We start from the raw sequence: 19,307 nt of genomic DNA, 5'->3' as shown, positions 1-19,307 counted from the left end.
TCATACGCCAGATCACGGTCGCCGAACATCTGCGGCAGGCACTTTTGGGACGTGATGGGCGTAGAAAGTGCGTCAATATAAGCCTTATCGGTTATGATTCCCGTTCCATGGCAGGGTAAACACGACGTTGGTTCCCGGTGCAGGCACGCTTAGAATGTCATCAGACAACGTACCACGAAACATCCAATCCGCGCGCCACCGGCACGCCTGAAGGAGACAACCCGATGTCCGCCCCTGCCAACCGTTATGAGGACCTGCTGGAGTCGGCTAGCGCCAAGGTCCTGCGGCACGTGCTCCCGCTGTTCCTCATCATGTTCATCGCCAACTATATCGACCGTGTGAACGTCGGCTTCGCCGGCGCGCACATGAAGGCCGATATCGGTCTTTCGGCGGCGGCGTACGGGTTCGGCGCGGGGCTGTTCTTCGTGGGTTACGCGATCTTCGAGGTGCCGTCCAACATCCTCATGCAAAAGTATGGCGCACGCGCCTGGCTCACGCGCATCATGGGCACGTGGGGCGTCGTGGCGGCCGCCATGGCGTTCGTGCACAACGACACCTCGTTCTACGTGCTGCGTTTCCTGCTGGGCGTTGCCGAAGCAGGCTTCTTTCCCGGCGTGATCTATTACTTCGCGCAGTGGCTGCCGCAGAAAGAGCGCGGCAAGGCGGCGGCCGTGTTTCTCGCGGGCTCGGCGTTCGCCTCGGTGCTCTCGGGCCCGATCACGGGCGCGTTGCTTTCGGTGCGCGGCCTGGGTCTGGCGGGCTGGCAGTGGATGTTCCTGATCGAAGGCGGCTTTTCCATCGTGCTGTGCGGCGTGAGCTGGGTGTTTCTCAAGTCGCGCATTCGCGACGCGCACTGGCTCACGAGCGACGAGCAGGGCGCGCTTGAAACGTATCTGGCGCGCGAGCAGGCCGAGCGGGAAGCCGCAACGGGCGCACACGTGCCGGTGCTGCGTCTCTTGAAGGACCCGCAGATCGTGCTGTTCTGCTTCCTCTATTTCGCCATTCAGCTCACCATTTACGCGGCCACGTTCTGGCTGCCCACGATCATCCGCAAGATGGGCGGCTTGAGCGACTTCCAGGTGGGCCTCTACAACGCCATTCCGTGGATGATCGCTATCGTCGCGATGTACGGTTTCGCGCTGCTCTCGGCGAAGTACCGCTTCCAGCAGGCGTGGCTCGCCATCGCGCTCGTGATCGCGGCCTGCGGCCTGTTCGCTTCGACTTCGGCGGACCCGGTGTTCTCGTTCGTGGCGATCTGCTTCTCGGCTATCGGCTTCAAGGCGGCTTCGTCGCTGTTCTGGCCCATGCCGCAAGGCTATCTCGACACCCGCGTGGCCGCCGGCGTGATCGCGCTGATCAATTCGCTCGGCAACCTGGGCGGCTTCTTCGCGCCGGCCACCTTCGGCTATCTTCAGCAGCATACGGGCTCGATTACGGGCGGTCTCTACGGCCTGGGCGTGACGTCGCTCATTGCCGCCGCCGCCGCGTTCCTTGCCCGCAACAAGCCGTCGCGCCGCACGTTTGCGGACGATTCCGTGCACAGCGGCGCGCACTGAACCCGAGCGCAACCATTAATCGAGAAGGACACACACACCATGAACCAGCCGAACCCCGACCGCTTCTTCGTCTACGTCGCGAATTCGAAAGACGGCGACATTGGCGTGTTTCATCTCGACGCGCGTAATGGCGCGCTCACGCCGCAAGCGCGCGTGGCCGCGCAGGACAACGTGATGCCGATGGCGCTTTCGCCCGATCGCCGCCGCCTCTATGCGGCCACGCGCGGCGCGGACAAGCGCATCAACGACTATGCCATCGACGCGCAGACCGGCAGCATCACACCGCGTGTGCAGACGCCGATCGAATCGAGCCTCGCGTATCTGTGCGCCGAGCCGCAAGGGCGTTTCCTGCTCGGCGCTTCGTACGGCGAGCATCGCGTGAGCCTGTATGGCGCGAACGCGCTCGAGAACGGGCAGGGCGCGCCGCTCCAGGTGATCGGCGACATCGAGCACGCGCACGCGGTGATCGTTTCCGCCGATGGGCGCTTCGCGTACGCGTCGTCGCTCGGCAGCGACCGCGTGTTCGCCTTCGCGCTGGAAGACGAAGGGCGACTCGTCGAAATCGGCGCGGTCGATCTCGGTGCGGGCTTTGGTCCGCGGCACCTGCGCTTTTCGCCAGGCGGCGACGTGCTGTATGTGCTGAGCGAATTCCGCGCGACGGTGGCGGTATTCGCGCGCGACGCCGCTAGCGGCAAGCTCACGGCGCTGCACGTTTCGCCGCGCGCCGCCGCCCTCGCGCATCTGAACGACGGCTTCGCGCGCCCGAGCCCCACCGACCCCGTGCAGCCCGACCCGGCGGTGCTCGCGAAAAACGTCTGGGCCGCCGATATTCACGTCTCGCCCGACGGTCGTTTCGTGTACGTGTCCGAGCGCACGACGAGCCAGATTCTCACGCTGCGCGTGGCTCATGATGGCGCGCTCGAATACGTGGGCGCGACTGCGACCGAAACGCAGCCGCGCGGTTTTCGCATCGACCCCACGGGCCGCTTTCTCGTGGCGTGCGGAGAAAAATCGCAGCACGTCTCGGTCTATGCAGTCGATGCAGCCACCGGCGCACTCACACCCCTCTCGCGCGGCGAGGGCGGCAACGGTGCGAACTGGGTGGAGATCGTCGCCGCCAGCGCTTAACCGGTTCAACCCAAAGTTTCGATTGTCAGGGCGCAGCGCGCCGCACTTTTACAGGTAATCCGTTCATGTCTACACAAACCGTTCAACCGAACGCCACGCCCGTTGTGACCGAGCTGCGCGTCGTGCCCGTGGCGGGCCGCGACAGCATGCTGCTGAACCTCTCCGGCGCGCACGGTCCGTTCTTCACGCGCAACGTCGTGCTGCTGCGCGACAGCGCGGGCCATACCGGCATCGGCGAAGTGCCGGGCGGCGAGGCGATCCGCAAGACGCTCGAAGACGCGCGCGCGTTCGTGGTCGGCCAGTCCATCGGCAATATGCAATCGGTGCTCAACACCGTGCGCAAGCAGTTCGCCGACCGCGACTCGGGCGGCCGCGGCCTGCAGACCTTCGACCTGCGCACCACGATTCACGCCGTCACCGCGCTCGAAGCCGCGCTGCTCGACCTGCTCGGCCAGCATCTGAACGTGCCCGTTGCCGCGCTGCTCGGCGAAGGGCAGCAGCGCTCCGAAGTGGAGATGCTCGGCTACCTGTTCTTCATTGGCGATCGCAAAAAGACCGATCTCGAGTACGCAAGCGGCGCCGATGGCCGCGACGACTGGGACCGCCTGCGCACCGAAGAAGCGATGACGCCGGAAGCGGTCGTGCGCCTGGCAGAAGCCGCGAAGGCGCGTTACGGCTTCAACGACTTCAAGCTCAAGGGCGGCGTGCTGGCGGGCGACGCGGAAATGGAAGCGGTCACGGCGCTGGCCGAGCGCTTTCCCGAAGCGCGCGTGACGCTCGACCCGAACGGCGCGTGGTCGCTCGCGGAAGCGATCCGCCTGTGCCGCGACAAGCACGACGTGCTCGCCTACGCCGAAGACCCCTGCGGCGCGGAAAACGGCTATTCGGGCCGCGAAGTGATGGCCGAGTTCCGCCGCGCCACGGGCCTGCCCACGGCCACCAACATGATCGCGACCGACTGGCGCCAGATGGGCCACGCCATTCAACTGCAATCGGTGGACATTCCGCTTGCTGACCCGCACTTCTGGACCATGCAGGGCTCGGTGCGCGTAGCGCAGATGTGCAACGACTGGGGCCTCACGTGGGGCTCGCACTCGAACAACCACTTCGACATTTCGCTCGCCATGTTCACGCACGCGGCGGCTGCCGCGCCTGGCAAGATCACCGCGATCGACACGCACTGGATCTGGCAGGACGGCCAGCGCCTCACGCGCGAGCCGCTGCAGATCGTGGGCGGCAAGGTGCAGGTGCCGCAAAAGCCGGGCCTTGGCATCGAGATCGACATGGACGAGCTGGAAAAGGCGCACGCGCTCTACCAGGAGCACGGCCTCGGCGCGCGCGACGACGCGATCGCCATGCAATACCTCGTTCCCAACTGGAAATTCGACAACAAGCGCCCGTGTCTCGTGCGCTGAACGCCATCTTCGACTGAACACCTTTACTGACTTCGCAACAGGATCAACACCATGACCACGCCGCAAGAACTCAAGCAAATCGTCTCCGAAGGCCTGCTTTCGTTCCCCGTGACCGACTTCGACGCGCAAGGCAACTTCCGCGCGAACACCTACGCCGAGCGCCTCGAATGGCTGGCCCCCTATGGCGCGAGCGCGCTGTTCGCGGCGGGCGGCACGGGCGAATTCTTCTCGCTCACGAAGAGCGAATACTCGCAGGTCATCAAGACGGCCACCGAAACCTGCAAGGGCAAGGTGCCGATTCTCGCGGGCGCGGGCGGCGCGACGCGCGTGGCGATCGAATATGCGCAGGAAGCCGAGCGCAATGGCGCGCAGGGCATTCTACTGATGCCGCACTACCTCACGGAAGCCTCGCAGGAAGGTATCGCCGCGCACGCCGAGCAGGTCTGCAAGGCCGTGCCGAACATGGGCGTCATCATTTACAACCGCGCCAATTCGAAGCTGAACGCGGACATGCTCGAGCAACTCGCCGATCGCTGCCCGAACCTGATCGGCTTCAAGGACGGCGTGGGCGAAATCGAGGCGATGGTGACGATCCGCCGGCGTCTGGGCGACCGCTTCTCGTACCTGGGCGGCCTGCCCACGGCCGAGGTCTATGCAGCGGCGTACAAGGCGCTGGGCGTGCCCGTATATTCGTCGGCAGTGTTCAACTTCATTCCGAAGACGGCCATGCAGTTCTATCGCGCGATTGCCGCCGACGACCACGCGACGGTCGGCAAGCTCATCGACGAATTCTTCCTGCCGTACCTCGCGATCCGCAATCGCCGCGCGGGCTACGCGGTGAGCATCGTGAAGGCGGGCGCGAAGCTCGTGGGCCACGACGCCGGCCCCGTGCGCGCGCCGCTCACCGACCTCACGCAAGAGGAAGTGGCGCAGCTCGACGTGCTGATCAAGAAGCTCGGCGCGCAGTAACGCGCCCGGTGTTCACGCCATGCTCGCGCCAGCCGGCGCGTGGCATGGCTGGCTGCACGACACGCGACAGGGCCCTTGCGGCCCTGTTTGCGTATGAAGCGCGAATGCGGTTGGTCAGGCGTTGTCGGCCGTGTCGCCGAACAGGTCCAGATTGGCGCGCTCGCGCTTTTTGCCTTCATTGCCTTCGGTCTTGCGCGCGCGGCGCACGGCTTTTTCGCGGCGCGGCTTGCCGAACACCTCGTCGGGCGTGAAGCCGAATTCGGCGATTGCCGCGCGCACGGTAGCCAGCGCCTCGTGGGCCGCTTCGGCGCGCGCCGCTTCGATGCGCTCGTCAAGCTCGCGCTTCTGGGCGAGCAATTCGCGGTAGGTAGCCATCAATCATTCTTGTCGAGTGAAAACGAGCCGCTGATTTTACGCGCTGTGCGGGCTTCGCGTGGGTTTGACACATCAATATGCGGCATCACACATAGGCGGCGAGGAGGGCGGTCACGACGCCCGATAAGCCCATCAGCAAGGCCGCGAGCCAGAGCGATCCGCGCGCGGGCGCACGTACCGAAGCGGGCAGGCGCTTTTTACCGCTTACCATCGGGCCGATCAGATTGTGGCCTTTCACGAGCGCATAGACGGCAATCGCGCACACGTGCAGCACGACGGCCGCCGCGAGCAGATCCCAGCCCCACGCGTGCAGGTTGGCGATGGCGTTGGCGATTTTTGCCGGCACGATTTCGCTGAGCGGGCCTTCGTCGGCGATATCGTTGTTGTCGTAGAGTCCGGTGAGCGTTTCGATTAGCAGCAGTGCGAGCAGCAGCAGAACCATCCAGCCGCCCGCCGCGTTGTGGCCCACCTGCACGTCGGGCTCGCGCCGCAACACGTGGCGCAGATGTTCGATCGCCCTGCGCGGCGAGGCGACGAAGCGCGAGAAGCGCGCCGTCTCGCTGCCGAAGCACCCCCACAGAATGCGAAACAGCACGAGCGCGAGCAGCGTCTCGCCAAGGCGCACGTGCATCTGCATCCAGTTCATGCGCTGCGTGACGTAAGCGGCGGCCACGAGCACGACGCTCAGCCAGTGGAAGAGCCGCGTGGGCAGGTCCCAGACGCGCACGCGGCGGTCCGGGCGTTCAGCGTGCTCGGGGTGCTTGGGGTGCTCGGGGCGGTTGCGCGATGCGGAGGTCGGGGCGTTCATGATCCGTGGCTGGCGTTCTGGCGGGCGTGGCGCTCAAGGGCATCATAGGTCAGGAACGCTTGTGCGCCATGTGCAGCGCACGATACGCAACCGTGTTGCCCCCGCGACTACGTGGCGTCGCGCCGCGACTTCGGCCATACTTGCCGCTTGCCTTACATCCCTTGCAGGCCGATCCCGCAGATGGAAAAAAATCGACTCGAAGCATTCAGCGATGGCGTGCTCGCCATCATCATCACGATCATGGTGCTGGAACTCAAGGTGCCGCACGGCGACACGCTCGCCGCGCTCGCGCCGCTCTGGCCGGTTTATCTGAGCTATGTGCTGAGCTTCATCTACGTGGGCATCTACTGGAACAACCATCACCATATGCTGCAGGTGGCGCGCCGCGTGAACGGCTCCGTGCTCTGGGCCAACCTGCATCTGCTGTTCTGGCTTTCGCTGCTGCCGTTCACCACGGGCTGGATGGGCGAGAACGAATTCGGACGCTGGCCGACCGCGCTTTACGGCGTGAACCTGCTGCTCTGCGCGGTTGCCTATGTCGTGCTGCAATTCACGCTCGTGCGCTATCACGGCACGCAAAGCCCGCTTGCCATTGCATTGGGCAGTGACGTGAAGGGCAAGATTTCGCCAGTGATTTATCTGGCCGGGTTTGCGCTTGCAGCGCTCGACTATCCCCGCGTTGGCGCGATTTTCTATTTCATTGCGGCGTTGCTCTGGCTCGTGCCCGATCAACGCATGGAGCGGCTGGCTCTCGCCGCGAGCGAAAAGAAGGAAGAGTAAATGCCAAAGGGGCCGGCGCGCGAGCGGCCGGCCCCTTTGCGCATCACATCGTCATCAGCCTGCCAGGTGCTTGCGCTTGGCAAGTTCCTGCGCCTTGGCATAGTCGGCCTGGATCACGGGCAGGCCTTCCGTTGCTGCCTTCTTGAGGCCCGCGTCGCGGCCCGAGGCGATCTCCGCCTGGAACGCCGAGAGCGTTTTCTGCTGGCCGGCCAGCGCGACCTGCTCGATATACGTCTTGTCGAAATCCGCGCCGCGCAAATTGTTGATGCTGCTGATCACCGCCGCATCCGGGTCGTTGCGCGGCACGTCAACGCCGCGCGGGCTCGCCGCGCGCATCGAGTCGGAGAGCTTCGAATAGTCGGCCACGAGTTTTTCCGCGAAGGCCTTCACTTCGCGGTCGGTCGAGCGCGAGTCGGCAATGCGCGCGGCGTCGCGCTGCGTGGCGACGGTTTGCGTGCCGTCTGCGATGAAGGCCTTGTCGGCTTCGTGAAGCCGAACGGCCGCGCCCGAGGTGGAGGCAGAAGCCGCGGAAGGCGCGGGGGTCTGCGCATGAGCGCTCAGCGAAACGGCGCAAAGGCTGGCGGCCGAAGCCGCGATGAGCGAGGCAAGCGAGAGGCGAGTCATGTGAACTCCTTTCTGTATAGTTGGTATCGATTACGCGCGCAGTGCCGCGCCATTCCATGCGGCATGTGGTGCGGCTTTGTGCGCGACCGTTCTGGCGTGTCAGCCTTGCTGCTCAACGGTCTGAGGAATTCTATGAACTCGCTTGCCATTCAGGTGAAACGATTGCTTCGCTTGTGTAACGGTTGGTAAGAGAGCATGCGAGAGCCATAACGATCCGCGTATTCACATCGACGTCATGGGTTTATGCAAAACGGCGTTCTCCATTCGCGTCAACCGGCGCACAATGTCCCTCGCGCGTAATGTTGCCCCCACAGCGAAAAGTCCCACGATGTGGGCACGAACGCGGTTTGAGTCCCACGAGCGCGCGCAAAAAGCGCGTGCAAAAAAACGTAGGCCAACGAGGAGGAGACAGGATGGACGACAAACTGGTTGCACCCGCATCCACCAGCACACCGGCAGCCTCAACCACCGCCGCCGCGAACTTTCGCTGGCGCGTGCTGATCTGGCTGCTGTTCGGCGGCATCATCAACTACCTCGATCGCGCGAATCTCGCGATCGCCGCACCCGGCATGATTCACGACCTGGGCCTCACGCGCACGCAAATCGGCCTGCTGGGCACCGTGTTCGCCTGGACCTACGCGGTCATGCAATTGCCTGCGGGCTGGATCATCGACCGCTTCGGCGCGAAGCGCGCCTATGCAGTGGGCATGATCTGGTGGAGCGTGGCGACGTGGGCCACCGGCGTGGTCGGCTCGATCTCTGGCCTCATCGTCATGCGCGCGCTGCTTGCCGTGGGCGAGGCGCCGTGCTGGCCGACCTCCGCGAAGATCACGGCGGCATGGTTTCCCGCCAAGGAGCGCGGCTTTGCCACCGGCATTTGGGATTCGTCGTCGAAGTGGGGGCCTGCGCTCGCACCCGCCGTGCTGGTCGCGCTGATGATCGCCTTCGGCTGGCGCTCGCTTTTTCACGTGACGGGCGCTATCGGCATTGTCTTTGCGGTGCTGTTTCTGTTTCTCTATCGCAACCCCATGCAGAGCAAGCGGCTCACGCGCGAGGAGTTCGCCTACATCGAAGCGGGCGGCGGCGGCCACGAGCGTTCGCTCACGACCGCGCCCATTCGCTGGCGCGCGCTGTTCGCTTCGCGCAGCGTGTGGGGCATGATTTTCGGTTACTTCTGCGCAATCTGGCTGTGGAATATCTTTCTCGTGTTCCTGCCGCTCTATCTGCTCGATCGCTTTCATATTTCGTTCGCACAACTGGGCTTCTACGCGAGTATTCCGTGGTTCGGCGGTGCGGCCGGCGAGATCGTCGCGGGCTGGATTGCGAAGAAGCTCGTGGATCGCCATGTGGCAACGCCCATGGTCGCCAAGCGCTTGCTGATCGTGGTGGGCGCGATTGGCGCGGGCGTGTGCGCGGCGGCGTTGCCGCTCGCGGGCACGATCGGCGCGAGCGTTGCGCTGATGACGCTGGGGCTCGCGTTCATCGCCGCCACCATCGGCAACGCGTGGGCGCTCGCCGCCGACATCGCGCCGTCTTCGATGGTCGCTTCCGTGAGTTCGATCCAGAACTTCGGCGGCTATTTCGGCGGCGCGTTCTCGCCGGTCGTGGCGGGCTTTATCGTCGACCGCACGGGATCGTATTCGCTCGCGTTCATCATGGGCGGTGCGATTGCGGGGTGCGCAGCGCTGTTCTACTGGTTCATGGCGCGCAAAACGGTGGGTCAGCCGGCCGAAGCGGCTTGAGGAGGCCAACGTGAACGCCTACGAAAGCTTTCCCTGGCGCACGCTATACGACACCGGTATCCAGGCGAATCCTCAGCAGGACTATGCGAACGGTCTGGACATGTTCGCGGCGGCGCTCGCTCGCGCGCCGCACGAAAGCGCGCTGCTTTACTTCGACGGCAGGCTCGACTGGCAGGCGCTCGACGCGTGGAGCGACCGCATCGCCTGCGTACTGATTGACGAAGGCGTGCAGCGCGGCGATCGTGTGGCGCTTTACTTGCAGAACGTGCCGCAGTTCGTGATGGCCTTGCTCGGCATCTGGAAAGCGGGCGCCGTGATGGTGCCGGTCAATCCGATGAAACGTGCGCGCGAACTGAAACTGCTGCTCGACGATTCGCAAACGCGCGCGCTGATCTGCGATGCCGCGCTCGAAGGCGATGTCGTTCGCGAAGTGCTAGCGGGCATCGAAGCCGATGGCAACGCCGCGCCGCGTGTACTGAGCACGCGCGCGCGTGCGCTGCAAACACGCGACGATCCACGCGTGTTCGGTGCACACGGCGAAGAGAGCGGGGAGGCACGCGATCTTTTGCAGGCAGCCCAGTCCGTGCAGAAAGGGCGCAAGCCGCCGCCAGTCACGCTTGCGGCGAGCGACCCCGCCATGCTCGTCTATACCTCGGGCACGAGCGGCCGCCCGAAAGGCGCGATCTGCACGCACGGCAATTTCGCGTTCAACGCGCAGACCTACCGCGACTTCTGCGGCCTGCGCGAAGGCGGCCCGATACTGGGCGTCGCGCCGCTCTTTCACATTACCGGCCTGGTTGGCCATATCGGCGCGGCGTGGATTGCGCGCGCACCGCTCATTCTCACGCACCGCTTCGACCCGGCAGCCACGCTCGACGCCGTCGAGGAGCACCGCGCGGAGTTCACCATCGGCGCGATCACGGTGTTCATCGCGCTGCTGCATCACGCCGATGCAACCCGCGAGAACCTGGCCACGCTCACGAAGATCTATTCGGGCGGCGCTCCCATCGCGCCGAGCGTGGTGGAGGCGTTCCGCGCGAAGTTCGGCCACGTGATCCACGGCGCGTATGGGCTCACCGAAACGAACTCGCCCACGCACATGGTGCCGCTCGGAAAGATGGCGCCTGTCGATCCGCGCAGCGGCGCGCTCGCCATGGGCGTGCCGGTGCCGGGCGCCGAAGCGGCGATCGTCGGCGACGACGGACAGGTGCTCGCGGCCGGTGAAACGGGCGAGATCGTCTGCCGTGGACCGATGGTCGTGCCCGGGTACTGGAACAACGCGGCAGAGACGGCCCATGCGTTTCGCGGTGGCTGGTTCCATACCGGCGACGTCGGCTTCATGGACGAAGCGGGCTGGTTCTATCTCGTCGACCGCAAGAAGGACATGATCAACGCGGCCGGCTTCAAGGTCTGGCCACGCGAAGTGGAAGACGTGCTTTACGGCCATCCTGCGGTGCGCGAAGCGGCCGTGGTGGGCGTGCCCGACCCCTATCGCGGCGAAACCGTGAAGGCCGTGGTGAGCCTGCGTGCGGGCGCAGTGGCCGATGCGGCGGAGTTGATTGCGTTCTGCAAGGCGCGCATGGCGGCGTACAAGTATCCGCGCATCGTCGAGTTCCGCGACGAGTTGCCGAAGACGGCTACGGGGAAGATATTGCGGCGGGAACTAAGGTAACGGTTGCGCGAGCAACTTGATCAGGACGCGCCCCGAGACCGGCCCGGGGCGCATTTTGGCAAACTTATTGCACCTGACTGCGCAGCGCCTTGGCGGCAGCAACCATGTTGGTCAGCGCAGGAACGACCTCCGCCCACTGTCGCGTCTTCAACCCGCAGTCCGGATTGACCCACAGACGCCCAGCCGGAATACGCTCGGCGGCCTTCTGCATCAGTTGCACGATGTGCGCTTCGGTCGGGATATTCGGCGAGTGAATGTCGTACACACCCGGTCCGATTTCGTTCGGATACTTGAAGTTGTCGAACGCGTCGAGCAGTTCCCTATCCGAGCGCGACGTCTCGATCGTAATGACGTCCGCATCCATATCGGCGATCGACGCGATGATGTCGTTGAACTCCGAATAGCACATATGCGTGTGGATCTGCGTTTCGTCTTCCACGCCGTTCGCGGTGATGCGGAACGATTCCACGGCCCAGCGCAGATACTCGCCCCACTGTGCGCGTCGCAGCGGCAGGCCTTCGCGCAGCGCGGCTTCGTCGATCTGGATCACGCCCACGCCGGCCTTCTCCAGGTCGAGCACTTCTTCGCGAATGGCGAGCGCGAGCTGGTAGCACGAGACCGAACGCGGCTGGTCGTCACGCACGAAGGACCAGTTGAGAATCGTCACCGGACCCGTGAGCATGCCCTTCATGGGCTTGTTCGTGAGCGATTGCGCGTAGGTGATCCATTCCACGGTCATTGCCTTCGGGCGGCTGATGTCGCCGAACAGAATGGGCGGTTTCACGCAGCGCGAGCCGTACGACTGTACCCAGCCGAACTGGCTGAACGCGTAACCGTCTAGCTGCTCGCCGAAGTATTCGACCATGTCGTTGCGCTCGGCTTCGCCGTGCACGAGCACGTCGAGGCCCAGTTGCTCCTGCTCGCGCACGCTGCGTTCGATTTCGGCGCGCATGGCGGCCTCGTAGCCCACGTTGTCGAGCGCGCCGCTCTTGAACTGGCTGCGCGCCTGGCGGATCTCCGCCGTTTGCGGGAACGAGCCGATCGTCGTGGTCGGGAAGGCGGGCAGCTTCAGGCGTGCGGCCTGTTTCGCGGCGCGCTCGGCGTAAGCGTGCTGGCGATTGCCGAGTTGCGCGTCGATGCGCGCGATCGCGGCCTTCACCGCGGGGTTGTTCACGCGCGGCGACTGGCGGCGCGCTTGAACGGCGGCGGCGTTCGCGGCGAGTTCGGCGGCGACCTTGTCGCGGCCACCATTCAGCGCCGTGGCGAGCACCTTTACTTCGTCGAGCTTTTGCAGCGCGAAGGCGAGCCACGAACGGATTTCAGCATCGAGCTTTTCTTCGCTCGCGAGATCCACCGGCACGTGCAGCAGCGAGCACGAAGGCGCGATCCAGAGGCGCTCGCCCAATTGCTTCGCGAGCGGTTCGAGCCATTCGAGCGCTGCGTTCAGGTCGGTCTTCCAGATGTTGCGGCCGTTGATCGTGCCCACCGAAAGCACGCTCTGCGCAGGCAGCTTTTGCGCGGCCAGCGCGACTTCCGTGCGGGCGTTGATCGCGTCGATATGCAGGCCGTCGACGGGCAGTGAGCACGCGAGGTCTAGATTTTCCTGTAGTTCTCCGAAGTACGTGGCCAGCAACAGCTTGACGCTGCGCAGCTCGAACCCTTCATAGGCTGTCGCAAATGCCGCGCGCCATGCCGGATCGAGTTCGGTCACGAGTATCGGCTCGTCGATCTGCACCCACTCGACGTCCATCACGCGGAAGTAGTCGAGCAGCGCGCGATACACGGGCATGAGGCGTGGCAGCAGTGCAAGCTTGTCGGAGTCGTCCTTGGCCTTGCCGAGCCACAGGTAAGTGAGCGGCCCGATGATCACGGGCTTGGCCTTCACGCCCAGCTCGCGCGCTTCGCGCAGCTGTTCGGAAAGACGCGACGTGTCGAGGTTGAATTGCGTATCGGCCGTGAATTCGGGGACGATGTAGTGATAGTTCGTGTCGAACCACTTCGTCATTTCGCCGGCCGCAACGCCGCCGCAGCAAGCGGCATGGTCCTCGGCGCCATGGGCCGAGCGGCCGCGCGCCACGCGAAAGTAGTTGTCGAGCTTGTCGCCATGGAAGCCCTGCGCGCGCCCGGGCAGGTTGCCGAGCGTGAAGCTCATGTCGAGCACCTGGTCGTAGAACGCAAAGTCGCCGGCGGGCACGAAGTCGAGACCCTTCTGGTTTTCCCAATGCCGTGCGCGCAGTTGCACGCCAAGCGCCTTCAGTTCGTCGCGCGAAGATTCGCCCTTCCAGTAGCGTTCCAGACCGAATTTAAGCTCGCGTTTCGCGCCGATGCGCGGGAAGCCGAGATTGTGCGTGGTGACCATGTGCGTTGCCGTCCGAAATGAAGGTGCTGAAAACGATCCAGAGTGGCAGCGATCATAGAGGTATTCGACGATGAATAAAAATGGCATTATTTCATCCATCCATTAGTTTTATTCATTGGTTTTTTCCATGCTCGAACGTGTTCATCTTGTCATCGTCCGCGAAGTTGCCCGCCAGGGCTCGCTTACCGCAGCCGCGGAGTCGCTTTTTCTCACGCAGTCGGCCCTAAGCCACACGGTCAAGAAAATCGAGCAGCAGCTCGGCACCCCGATCTGGGACCGTGAGGGCCGCAGCCTGCGGCTGACGCAGGCCGGGCAGTACCTGCTGTCATTGGCCGAACGGCTTTTGCCCCAGTTCGAACTCGCGGAAGAACGCATGAAGCAGTACGCGGCGGGCGAGCGCGGCACGCTGCGCATCGGCATGGAATGCGCGCCGTGCTATCAGTGGCTGCTCAAGGTGGTGTCGCCGTATCTGGCACGCTGGCCCGATGTCGACGTGGACGTGAAGCAGCGTTTTCAGTTTGGCGGCATCGGCGCGTTGATCGGCTATGACATTGACGTGCTCGTCACGCCCGATCCGCTCATCCGGCCCGGACTGCGTTTCGATCCGGTATTCGACTACGAACAGGTGTTGGTGGTCGCCGAAGACCATCGGCTCGCGAACGTGCGCTATGTGAAGCCCGAGCAGCTGATCGACGAAACGCTCATCACGTATCCCGTGGATACCGACCGGCTCGATATCTACAACCAGTTTCTGCGGCCCGCGAGCATCACGCCGCGCCGTCACAAGACGATCGAAACGACCGACATCATGCTGCAGATGGTCGCGAGCCATCGCGGCGTGGCCGCGTTGCCGCGCTGGCTCGCGGAAGAGTACGCAGACCGCATGCCGCTTGCGATCGTGAAGCTCGGCAAGCAGGGCATTGCGAAGCAGATCTTTCTCGGCACGCGGGAGGGCGACGCCGTGGTCGATTACCTGAAATCCTTCGTCGAATTCGCGCGCGACCCTGTCTGGCAAACGCCCCGCGTGCAAGGCTGATGCCGCGCGGCGCATGTAAAGCCTTACGTTTTTAAAATGAAAGGAATGCAGCCTAAGTTCGTATATTGATCGTTCAATTAACTTAAAGCTGCTGTTCTGGGGGCTTCGCGGGAATCGCTTGTCGCTTCTGCGCAATTGCTCGTCGCAATTGCTACGTTAGCCGGCTTTTTGCCGGACAACTATGTGTCATGAGACTTCATGACCCAGCGACGCAGTTCGATTCCTCGAGGAGATGACGATGTGCCGATTCCCCCTGCTTAAGACAGGCGCGCTCGCGTGCGCCGCAGTCCTCAGCGCCAGCGCCTTCGCGGCCGATCCCGCCGCGTGCAAGGACGTGCGTTTCGCCGACGTGGGCTGGACCGATATCGCGGCGACCACGGGCGTTGCATCGACGATTCTCGGGGCGCTGGGCTATACGCCGACGAAAACGATCGCCTCCGTGCCGATCACATTCGCCGGGCTCAAGAGCAAGCAGATCGACGTATTCCTCGGCTACTGGTCGCCGACCATGGACCCGATCATCGAGCCCTTTACGAAAGCGGGCTCAATCAAGGTCCTCTCGACGCCGAATCTCACGGGCGCGAAATACACGCTCGCCGTGCCCGATTATGTCTACCAGGGCGGCCTGAAATCGTTCCAGGACATTGCGAAATTCGCGGACAAACTGCAAGGGCGCATTTACGGCATCGAACCCGGCAACGACGGCAACGCGCTGATCCAGAAGATGATCGGCGCAAACCAGTACGGCCTCGGCAAATTCAAGCTCGTCGAGTCGAGCGAGGCGGGCATGCTCGTGCAGGTGAACCGCGCCGTGCGCGAGAAGCAATGGATCGTGTTCCTCGGCTGGGAGCCGCATCCGATGAACGTGCAGATGAAGATCGACTATCTCTCGGGCGGCGACGACGTGTTCGGGCCCAATTACGGCGCGGCGCGCGTGCTGACCGCCGAACCGCCCGACTATGCGGCGCGCTGCCCGAACGTGGCGAAGTTCGTCTCCAATCTGCAGTTCACGACCGCCATCGAGAACCATTTGATGGTGCCGATCGCCAACAAGGAAGACCCCAACAAGGCCGCCGCCGACTGGCTGCGCGGCAACCCGCAGGTGCTCGACAACTGGCTCGCCGGCGTGACCACGCTGGACGGCAAGCCGGGCCTGCCTGCCGTGCGCGCCTCGCTGGGCGTGCATTGACGTGCCCTGGTCCGCGGTGAAAGCCGCGGACCACCCTGCGGTACATCCCTATTTGCGCGGCAATTTTGGTTGATTAGCGTTCAAAAGAGGAGGAGGCAGATGGAGCAAGCGGGAATTGGGACGCACGGCGCCGAGGAGAGCGCCGCACGAGGCGGTCATGGCCATGCGCTGCAGCGCGGCCTTACATGGAAAGATGCGTTCTGGGTGACGAGCGGCGTGCCCGCGGGCGTGCTGTTCACGATTGGCGGCGTATGCGCGACGATCGGCCAGCCAGCCTGGGCCATCTGGATCGCATCGATCACGATGGGCCTCGTGCAAAGCGCCACGTACGCCGAGATTTCAGGGCTCTTTCCGCATAAATCGGGCGGTGCTTCGGTGTACGGAGCAATCGGCTGGGTGCGCTACAGCAAGATGATCGCGCCGGTTTCCGTGTGGTGTAACTGGCTCGCGTGGTCGCCCATGCTCGCGCTGGGCTGCGGACTCGCCGCGAACTACGCGCTCGCCACGCTGTTTGCGCCCGATGCGGCCATCATGCAGTGGCACTGGACGCTCGCCAATCTGGACTTCATCAAGCCGGGTCTTACCCTGCGCATCAACGCCACGTTCCTGATCGCAGCGGCGTTCCTGCTCATCACCTTCCGGCTTCAGCATAGCGGTGCTTCAAAGGCCGCGAAAACGCAGAAGATTCTGGGTATTGCTTCGCTCACGCCACTTTTGATCGTCGGACTCGTGCCGTTCGTCACGGGCGACGTGCCGGCAAAACATCTGTTTCCGCTGCTGCCGCTCGGCCATGATGCGCATGGCAATCTCACGGCATCGGTTTTCGGCGCATGGAACGGGCAGGGCGTGGTCATGGCGCTGGGCGCGATGTTCATGGCGGGATGGGCATCGTACGGCTTCGAGACGGCGGTGTGCTATACGCGCGAGTTTCGCGACCCACGGCGCGATACGGCGAGGGCGATTTTCTGGTCGGGTGCGCTTTGCCTCGTCGTCATGACGCTCGTGCCGCTCGCGTTTCAGGGGTCGCTCGGCACCGCGATGATGCTCGATCCCCGCATCGGCGACGGCACGGGCGTGGGCACGGCAATGGCCGCGATGGTGGGCGGCGGCGCCTGGGTGGGCAACGCCGTGGTGGTCATGCTCATGCTGTCCATTTTGCTGATCGTGATGACGTCGATGATGGGCTCATCGCGCACGCTCTATCAGGCTTCGGTGGATGGCTGGCTGCCGCGCTATCTCTCGCGGGTGAACGAGCACGGCGCGCCGACGGCGGCGATGTGGACCGATCTCGGCTTCAATCTCGTCCTGCTCGCGATGTCGGACTATATGACGGTCCTGTCGATCTCGAACGTCTGCTACATGTTGTTCGTTTTCCTGAATTTGCAGTCGGGATGGATTCACCGCATGGACCGTGGCGCGTGGGCGCGTCCGTTTCGTTGCCCGACGTGGCTGCTCGCGCTCGGTGCGCTGTGCGGGTATGCGAACCTCGTGTTCGTCGGTGCTGGCGCCAATCTGCAAGGAGAGGGGACGCTGCGCGATGGCCTCATTGCGATGCTGCTGATCGTGCCGGTGTTTGCATTCCGGCATTACTGGCAGGATCGCGGGCGGTTTCCGGCGGGCAGTGCGCTCGATATGGAAGTAAGCGTGCCGGCGCGCAGCCGGTGGTTGAATCTCGCGCCTTATGGCGCGCTCGTTGCGGCGGCGCTGACGATTGCGGTTTCGCATTGGCTGGCCGCTTCGGTCTGAGCTGGCTTCAGTAGTTGGCGTCAGTAATTGGCTTCAGTGTTGGCGGCATCATGCGGGCAAGTTGCCCGTGTGGTGCCGCTTTTTTGTTGCCTTGCGCGCACACGGGCTGAAGGCAAAAAAAAAGGCGGCGCGCAGATCCCCGCGCGCCGCCTCTGGCCGATAAGCGGTTCTTAAAGCGTCACTGCGCGTACTTTCTCCGTACGCGCCGCGCCATTCCCGGCGGAAGCACCCGCACCCCGAGCCGGCGCCCCGTTCGCCACGAAATACGGCGCATGCGAACGCGCCAGCGCATCACGCCCGCGAATCCGGTCCGCAATCTTCTCCGCGATCATGATCGTCGGTGCGTTGAGGTTGCCGGTGGTAATGCGCGGCATGATCGAAGCATCCACGACGCGCAGCCCGTCAACGCCATGCACGCGGCCTTCGCCGTCCACCACAGCCATATCGTCGTAACCCATCGCACACGAACACGACGGGTGATAGGCGGTTTCCGCGCGGTTGCGCACGAAAGCATCGATCTCTGCATCGGTCTTGAGCGCCGCGCCGGGGTTCAGCTCACGCCCGCGAAAACGGTCGAGCGCAGGCTGCGCAATGATTTCGCGGGTGATGCGGATCGCGTCGCGGAATTCGCGCCAGTCGAGCGCTTCGGCCATGTAGTTGAAGAGAATCGACGGATGCTGGCGCGGATCGCGCGAGCGCAGCTTCACGCGCCCGCGGCTCGGCGAGCGCATCGAGCCCACGTGCGCCTGGAAGCCGTGCATCTTGATCGCATTGCTGCCGTTGTAGTTGATCGCAACCGGCAGAAAATGATACTGAAGGTTCGGCCACGGATCGTCGTCGCGTGTGCGGATAAAGCCGCCCGCCTCGAAATGATTGCTCGCGCCAATACCGGTGCCGCGCAGCATCCATTCAATGCCGATGGCCGGTTGATTGCGCATGAGCAGCGCAGGATAGAGCGAGACTGGCTCCTTGCACTCGTACTGCATGTACATTTCCAGGTGGTCCTGAAGATTCTGACCCACGCCCGGCAGATCGAGCACAACGGGGATGTCGAGTTCGCGCAGCCATGCGCCAGGACCGACGCCCGAACGCTGCAGAATTTGCGGCGAGGCGATCGCGCCCGCGCACAGCAGCACTTCGCGGCGCGCATAGCGCGTCACGCGCGCGGGCCCATCGAGAAAGACAACGCCGCTCGCCCGCTTGCCGCTGAACAGAATGCGGTCCGTCACGGCATGCGTGACGATGTCGATGTTCGGCCGATGCTTTGCCTGATCCAGATAGCCGCGCGCGGTGCTCGCGCGCCGGCCTTTGGCGGTCACGGTGCGATCCATCGGCCCGAAGCCTTCCTGGCGGTAGCCGTTGAGGTCGTCGGTGCGGGCGTAGCCTGCCTGCACGCCGGCTTCGATCATCGCTTCGAAGAGCGGATTCACGCCCGGCTTGCTCGTCGTCACGTGAACGGGACCTTCGCCGCCGTGATAATCGTTCGCGCCGACGTCGCGCGTTTCGGCCTTGCGGAAATAGGGCAGGCAGTCCAGATAGCTCCAGTTTTCCAGGCCTTTGCGCTCGGCCCAGCCGTCGTAGTCGAGCGCATTGCCGCGTATGTAGCACATGCCGTTGATGAGCGACGAGCCGCCCAGCCCCTTGCCGCGCCCGCATTCCATGCGCCGGTTGTTCATGTGCGGCTCGGGGTCGGTTTCGTAGGCCCAGTTGTAGCGGCGCCCTTGCAACGGGTACGCGAGCGCCGCGGGCATCTGCGTGCGGAAATCGAAGCGGTAATCGGGGCCGCCCGCTTCCAGCAGCAGCACCGTCGCGTCGCGGTCTTCGGTGAGGCGCGCGGCGAGCACATTGCCCGCCGACCCTGCGCCAATGATGATGTAGTCGTACTCTTGCGCTGCCATGCAGGACTCC

At 64.1% G+C, this 19,307-nt stretch carries 15 protein-coding genes; 10 read left to right on the top strand and 5 right to left on the bottom strand.

Features of this window, described 5'->3' with window-relative positions:
• The first annotated feature begins 224 nt into the window (after positions 1-224).
• From U5A65_RS12815 to kdgD, 4 genes are all read left to right on the top strand, one after another.
• Positions 225-1,556 carry an MFS transporter gene (locus U5A65_RS12815; protein WP_321915422.1) on the top strand — a complete coding sequence of 444 codons (1,332 nt, stop codon included), beginning with the start codon at positions 225-227 and terminating at the stop codon, positions 1,554-1,556.
• Between the two features lie 39 nt (positions 1,557-1,595).
• On the top strand, positions 1,596-2,684 hold the full coding sequence (locus U5A65_RS12810; protein WP_321946478.1) for a lactonase family protein: 1,089 nt from the start codon (positions 1,596-1,598) through the stop codon (positions 2,682-2,684).
• Between the two features lie 65 nt (positions 2,685-2,749).
• On the top strand, positions 2,750-4,099 hold the full coding sequence (gene gudD / locus U5A65_RS12805; protein WP_321946477.1) for a glucarate dehydratase: 1,350 nt from the start codon (positions 2,750-2,752) through the stop codon (positions 4,097-4,099).
• 51 nt (positions 4,100-4,150) lie between these two features.
• Positions 4,151-5,068: a 5-dehydro-4-deoxyglucarate dehydratase gene (kdgD, locus tag U5A65_RS12800; RefSeq protein ID WP_321915419.1), complete on the top strand. Its 918-nt coding sequence runs from the start codon at positions 4,151-4,153 to the stop codon at positions 5,066-5,068.
• A gap of 114 nt (positions 5,069-5,182) precedes the next feature.
• Here the strand turns inward: kdgD and U5A65_RS12795 are convergent, their stop codons facing one another.
• Together U5A65_RS12795 and U5A65_RS12790 are read right to left on the bottom strand one after the other, a co-directional pair.
• Positions 5,183-5,443 carry an H-NS family nucleoid-associated regulatory protein gene (locus U5A65_RS12795; RefSeq protein WP_321946476.1) on the bottom strand — a complete coding sequence of 87 codons (261 nt, stop codon included), beginning with the start codon at positions 5,441-5,443 and terminating at the stop codon, positions 5,183-5,185.
• Positions 5,444-5,528: 85 nt separating this feature from the next.
• Entirely contained in the window at positions 5,529-6,251 is a 723-nt protein-coding gene (locus U5A65_RS12790) for a cytochrome b/b6 domain-containing protein (protein WP_321946475.1), read from the bottom strand.
• A 180-nt stretch (positions 6,252-6,431) separates the two neighbouring features.
• Between U5A65_RS12790 and U5A65_RS12785 the strand changes: the two genes are divergently transcribed.
• Positions 6,432-7,031: a TMEM175 family protein gene (locus U5A65_RS12785; protein ID WP_321915416.1), complete on the top strand. Its 600-nt coding sequence runs from the start codon at positions 6,432-6,434 to the stop codon at positions 7,029-7,031.
• A gap of 54 nt (positions 7,032-7,085) precedes the next feature.
• Here the strand turns inward: U5A65_RS12785 and U5A65_RS12780 are convergent, their stop codons facing one another.
• Complete coding sequence (locus U5A65_RS12780; RefSeq protein WP_321915415.1) at positions 7,086-7,655, bottom strand: DUF4142 domain-containing protein; 570 nt, start codon at positions 7,653-7,655, stop codon at positions 7,086-7,088.
• Positions 7,656-8,068: 413 nt separating this feature from the next.
• Here U5A65_RS12780 and U5A65_RS12775 point away from each other — a divergent pair, with 413 nt between their 5' ends.
• Positions 8,069-9,397, top strand: coding sequence for an MFS transporter (locus U5A65_RS12775; RefSeq protein ID WP_321946474.1), 1,329 nt, complete (start codon positions 8,069-8,071; stop codon positions 9,395-9,397).
• A gap of 10 nt (positions 9,398-9,407) precedes the next feature.
• The gene (locus tag U5A65_RS12770) at positions 9,408-11,069 is read left to right on the top strand and encodes a class I adenylate-forming enzyme family protein (RefSeq protein ID WP_321946473.1); all 1,662 of its coding nucleotides are present in this window, start codon (positions 9,408-9,410) and stop codon (positions 11,067-11,069) included.
• Positions 11,070-11,133: 64 nt separating this feature from the next.
• On the opposite strand, the gene metE is transcribed toward U5A65_RS12770, so the two are convergent.
• Positions 11,134-13,428: a 5-methyltetrahydropteroyltriglutamate--homocysteine S-methyltransferase gene (gene metE / locus U5A65_RS12765; protein WP_321946472.1), complete on the bottom strand. Its 2,295-nt coding sequence runs from the start codon at positions 13,426-13,428 to the stop codon at positions 11,134-11,136.
• A 127-nt stretch (positions 13,429-13,555) separates the two neighbouring features.
• Between metE and U5A65_RS12760 the strand changes: the two genes are divergently transcribed.
• The 3 genes from U5A65_RS12760 (at position 13,556) to U5A65_RS12750 (ending at position 17,399) form a co-directional block, all read left to right on the top strand.
• The gene (locus U5A65_RS12760; RefSeq protein ID WP_321915411.1) at positions 13,556-14,464 is read left to right on the top strand and encodes a LysR family transcriptional regulator; all 909 of its coding nucleotides are present in this window, start codon (positions 13,556-13,558) and stop codon (positions 14,462-14,464) included.
• Positions 14,465-14,702: 238 nt separating this feature from the next.
• Complete coding sequence (locus U5A65_RS12755) at positions 14,703-15,653, top strand: choline ABC transporter substrate-binding protein (RefSeq protein ID WP_321915410.1); 951 nt, start codon at positions 14,703-14,705, stop codon at positions 15,651-15,653.
• 99 nt (positions 15,654-15,752) lie between these two features.
• Positions 15,753-17,399: an APC family permease gene (locus U5A65_RS12750; protein ID WP_415764750.1), complete on the top strand. Its 1,647-nt coding sequence runs from the start codon at positions 15,753-15,755 to the stop codon at positions 17,397-17,399.
• A 170-nt stretch (positions 17,400-17,569) separates the two neighbouring features.
• On the opposite strand, the gene betA is transcribed toward U5A65_RS12750, so the two are convergent.
• A complete protein-coding gene (gene betA / locus U5A65_RS12745) occupies positions 17,570-19,297 on the bottom strand; it encodes a choline dehydrogenase (protein ID WP_321946471.1) in 1,728 nt (575 codons plus the stop codon).
• Between the last annotated feature and the right edge of the window lie 10 nt (positions 19,298-19,307).

Origin of the sequence: Paraburkholderia sp. J10-1 (assembly GCF_905220165.1) — a bacterium.
Classification (GTDB): Bacteria; Pseudomonadota; Gammaproteobacteria; order Burkholderiales; family Burkholderiaceae; genus Paraburkholderia.
Note: the sequence above shows the minus strand (reverse complement) of the source record. Positions and strands in the feature narration are given on the sequence as shown.

What these genes read in the sequence shown, in the direction of transcription:
- U5A65_RS12815 (WP_321915422.1), top strand. Translation starts at nt 225, where the DNA reads ATGTCCGCCCCTGCCAACCGTTATGAGGACCTGCTGGAGTCGGCTAGC.
- U5A65_RS12810 (WP_321946478.1), top strand. Translation starts at nt 1,596, where the DNA reads ATGAACCAGCCGAACCCCGACCGCTTCTTCGTCTACGTCGCGAATTCG.
- gudD (WP_321946477.1), top strand. Translation starts at nt 2,750, where the DNA reads ATGTCTACACAAACCGTTCAACCGAACGCCACGCCCGTTGTGACCGAG.
- kdgD (WP_321915419.1), top strand. Translation starts at nt 4,151, where the DNA reads ATGACCACGCCGCAAGAACTCAAGCAAATCGTCTCCGAAGGCCTGCTT.
- U5A65_RS12795 (WP_321946476.1), bottom strand. Translation starts at nt 5,443, where the DNA reads ATGGCTACCTACCGCGAATTGCTCGCCCAGAAGCGCGAGCTTGACGAG.
- U5A65_RS12790 (WP_321946475.1), bottom strand. Translation starts at nt 6,251, where the DNA reads ATGAACGCCCCGACCTCCGCATCGCGCAACCGCCCCGAGCACCCCAAG.
- U5A65_RS12785 (WP_321915416.1), top strand. Translation starts at nt 6,432, where the DNA reads ATGGAAAAAAATCGACTCGAAGCATTCAGCGATGGCGTGCTCGCCATC.
- U5A65_RS12780 (WP_321915415.1), bottom strand. Translation starts at nt 7,655, where the DNA reads ATGACTCGCCTCTCGCTTGCCTCGCTCATCGCGGCTTCGGCCGCCAGC.
- U5A65_RS12775 (WP_321946474.1), top strand. Translation starts at nt 8,069, where the DNA reads ATGGACGACAAACTGGTTGCACCCGCATCCACCAGCACACCGGCAGCC.
- metE (WP_321946472.1), bottom strand. Translation starts at nt 13,428, where the DNA reads ATGGTCACCACGCACAATCTCGGCTTCCCGCGCATCGGCGCGAAACGC.
- U5A65_RS12760 (WP_321915411.1), top strand. Translation starts at nt 13,556, where the DNA reads ATGCTCGAACGTGTTCATCTTGTCATCGTCCGCGAAGTTGCCCGCCAG.
- U5A65_RS12755 (WP_321915410.1), top strand. Translation starts at nt 14,703, where the DNA reads ATGTGCCGATTCCCCCTGCTTAAGACAGGCGCGCTCGCGTGCGCCGCA.
- U5A65_RS12750 (WP_415764750.1), top strand. Translation starts at nt 15,753, where the DNA reads ATGGAGCAAGCGGGAATTGGGACGCACGGCGCCGAGGAGAGCGCCGCA.
- betA (WP_321946471.1), bottom strand. Translation starts at nt 19,297, where the DNA reads ATGGCAGCGCAAGAGTACGACTACATCATCATTGGCGCAGGGTCGGCG.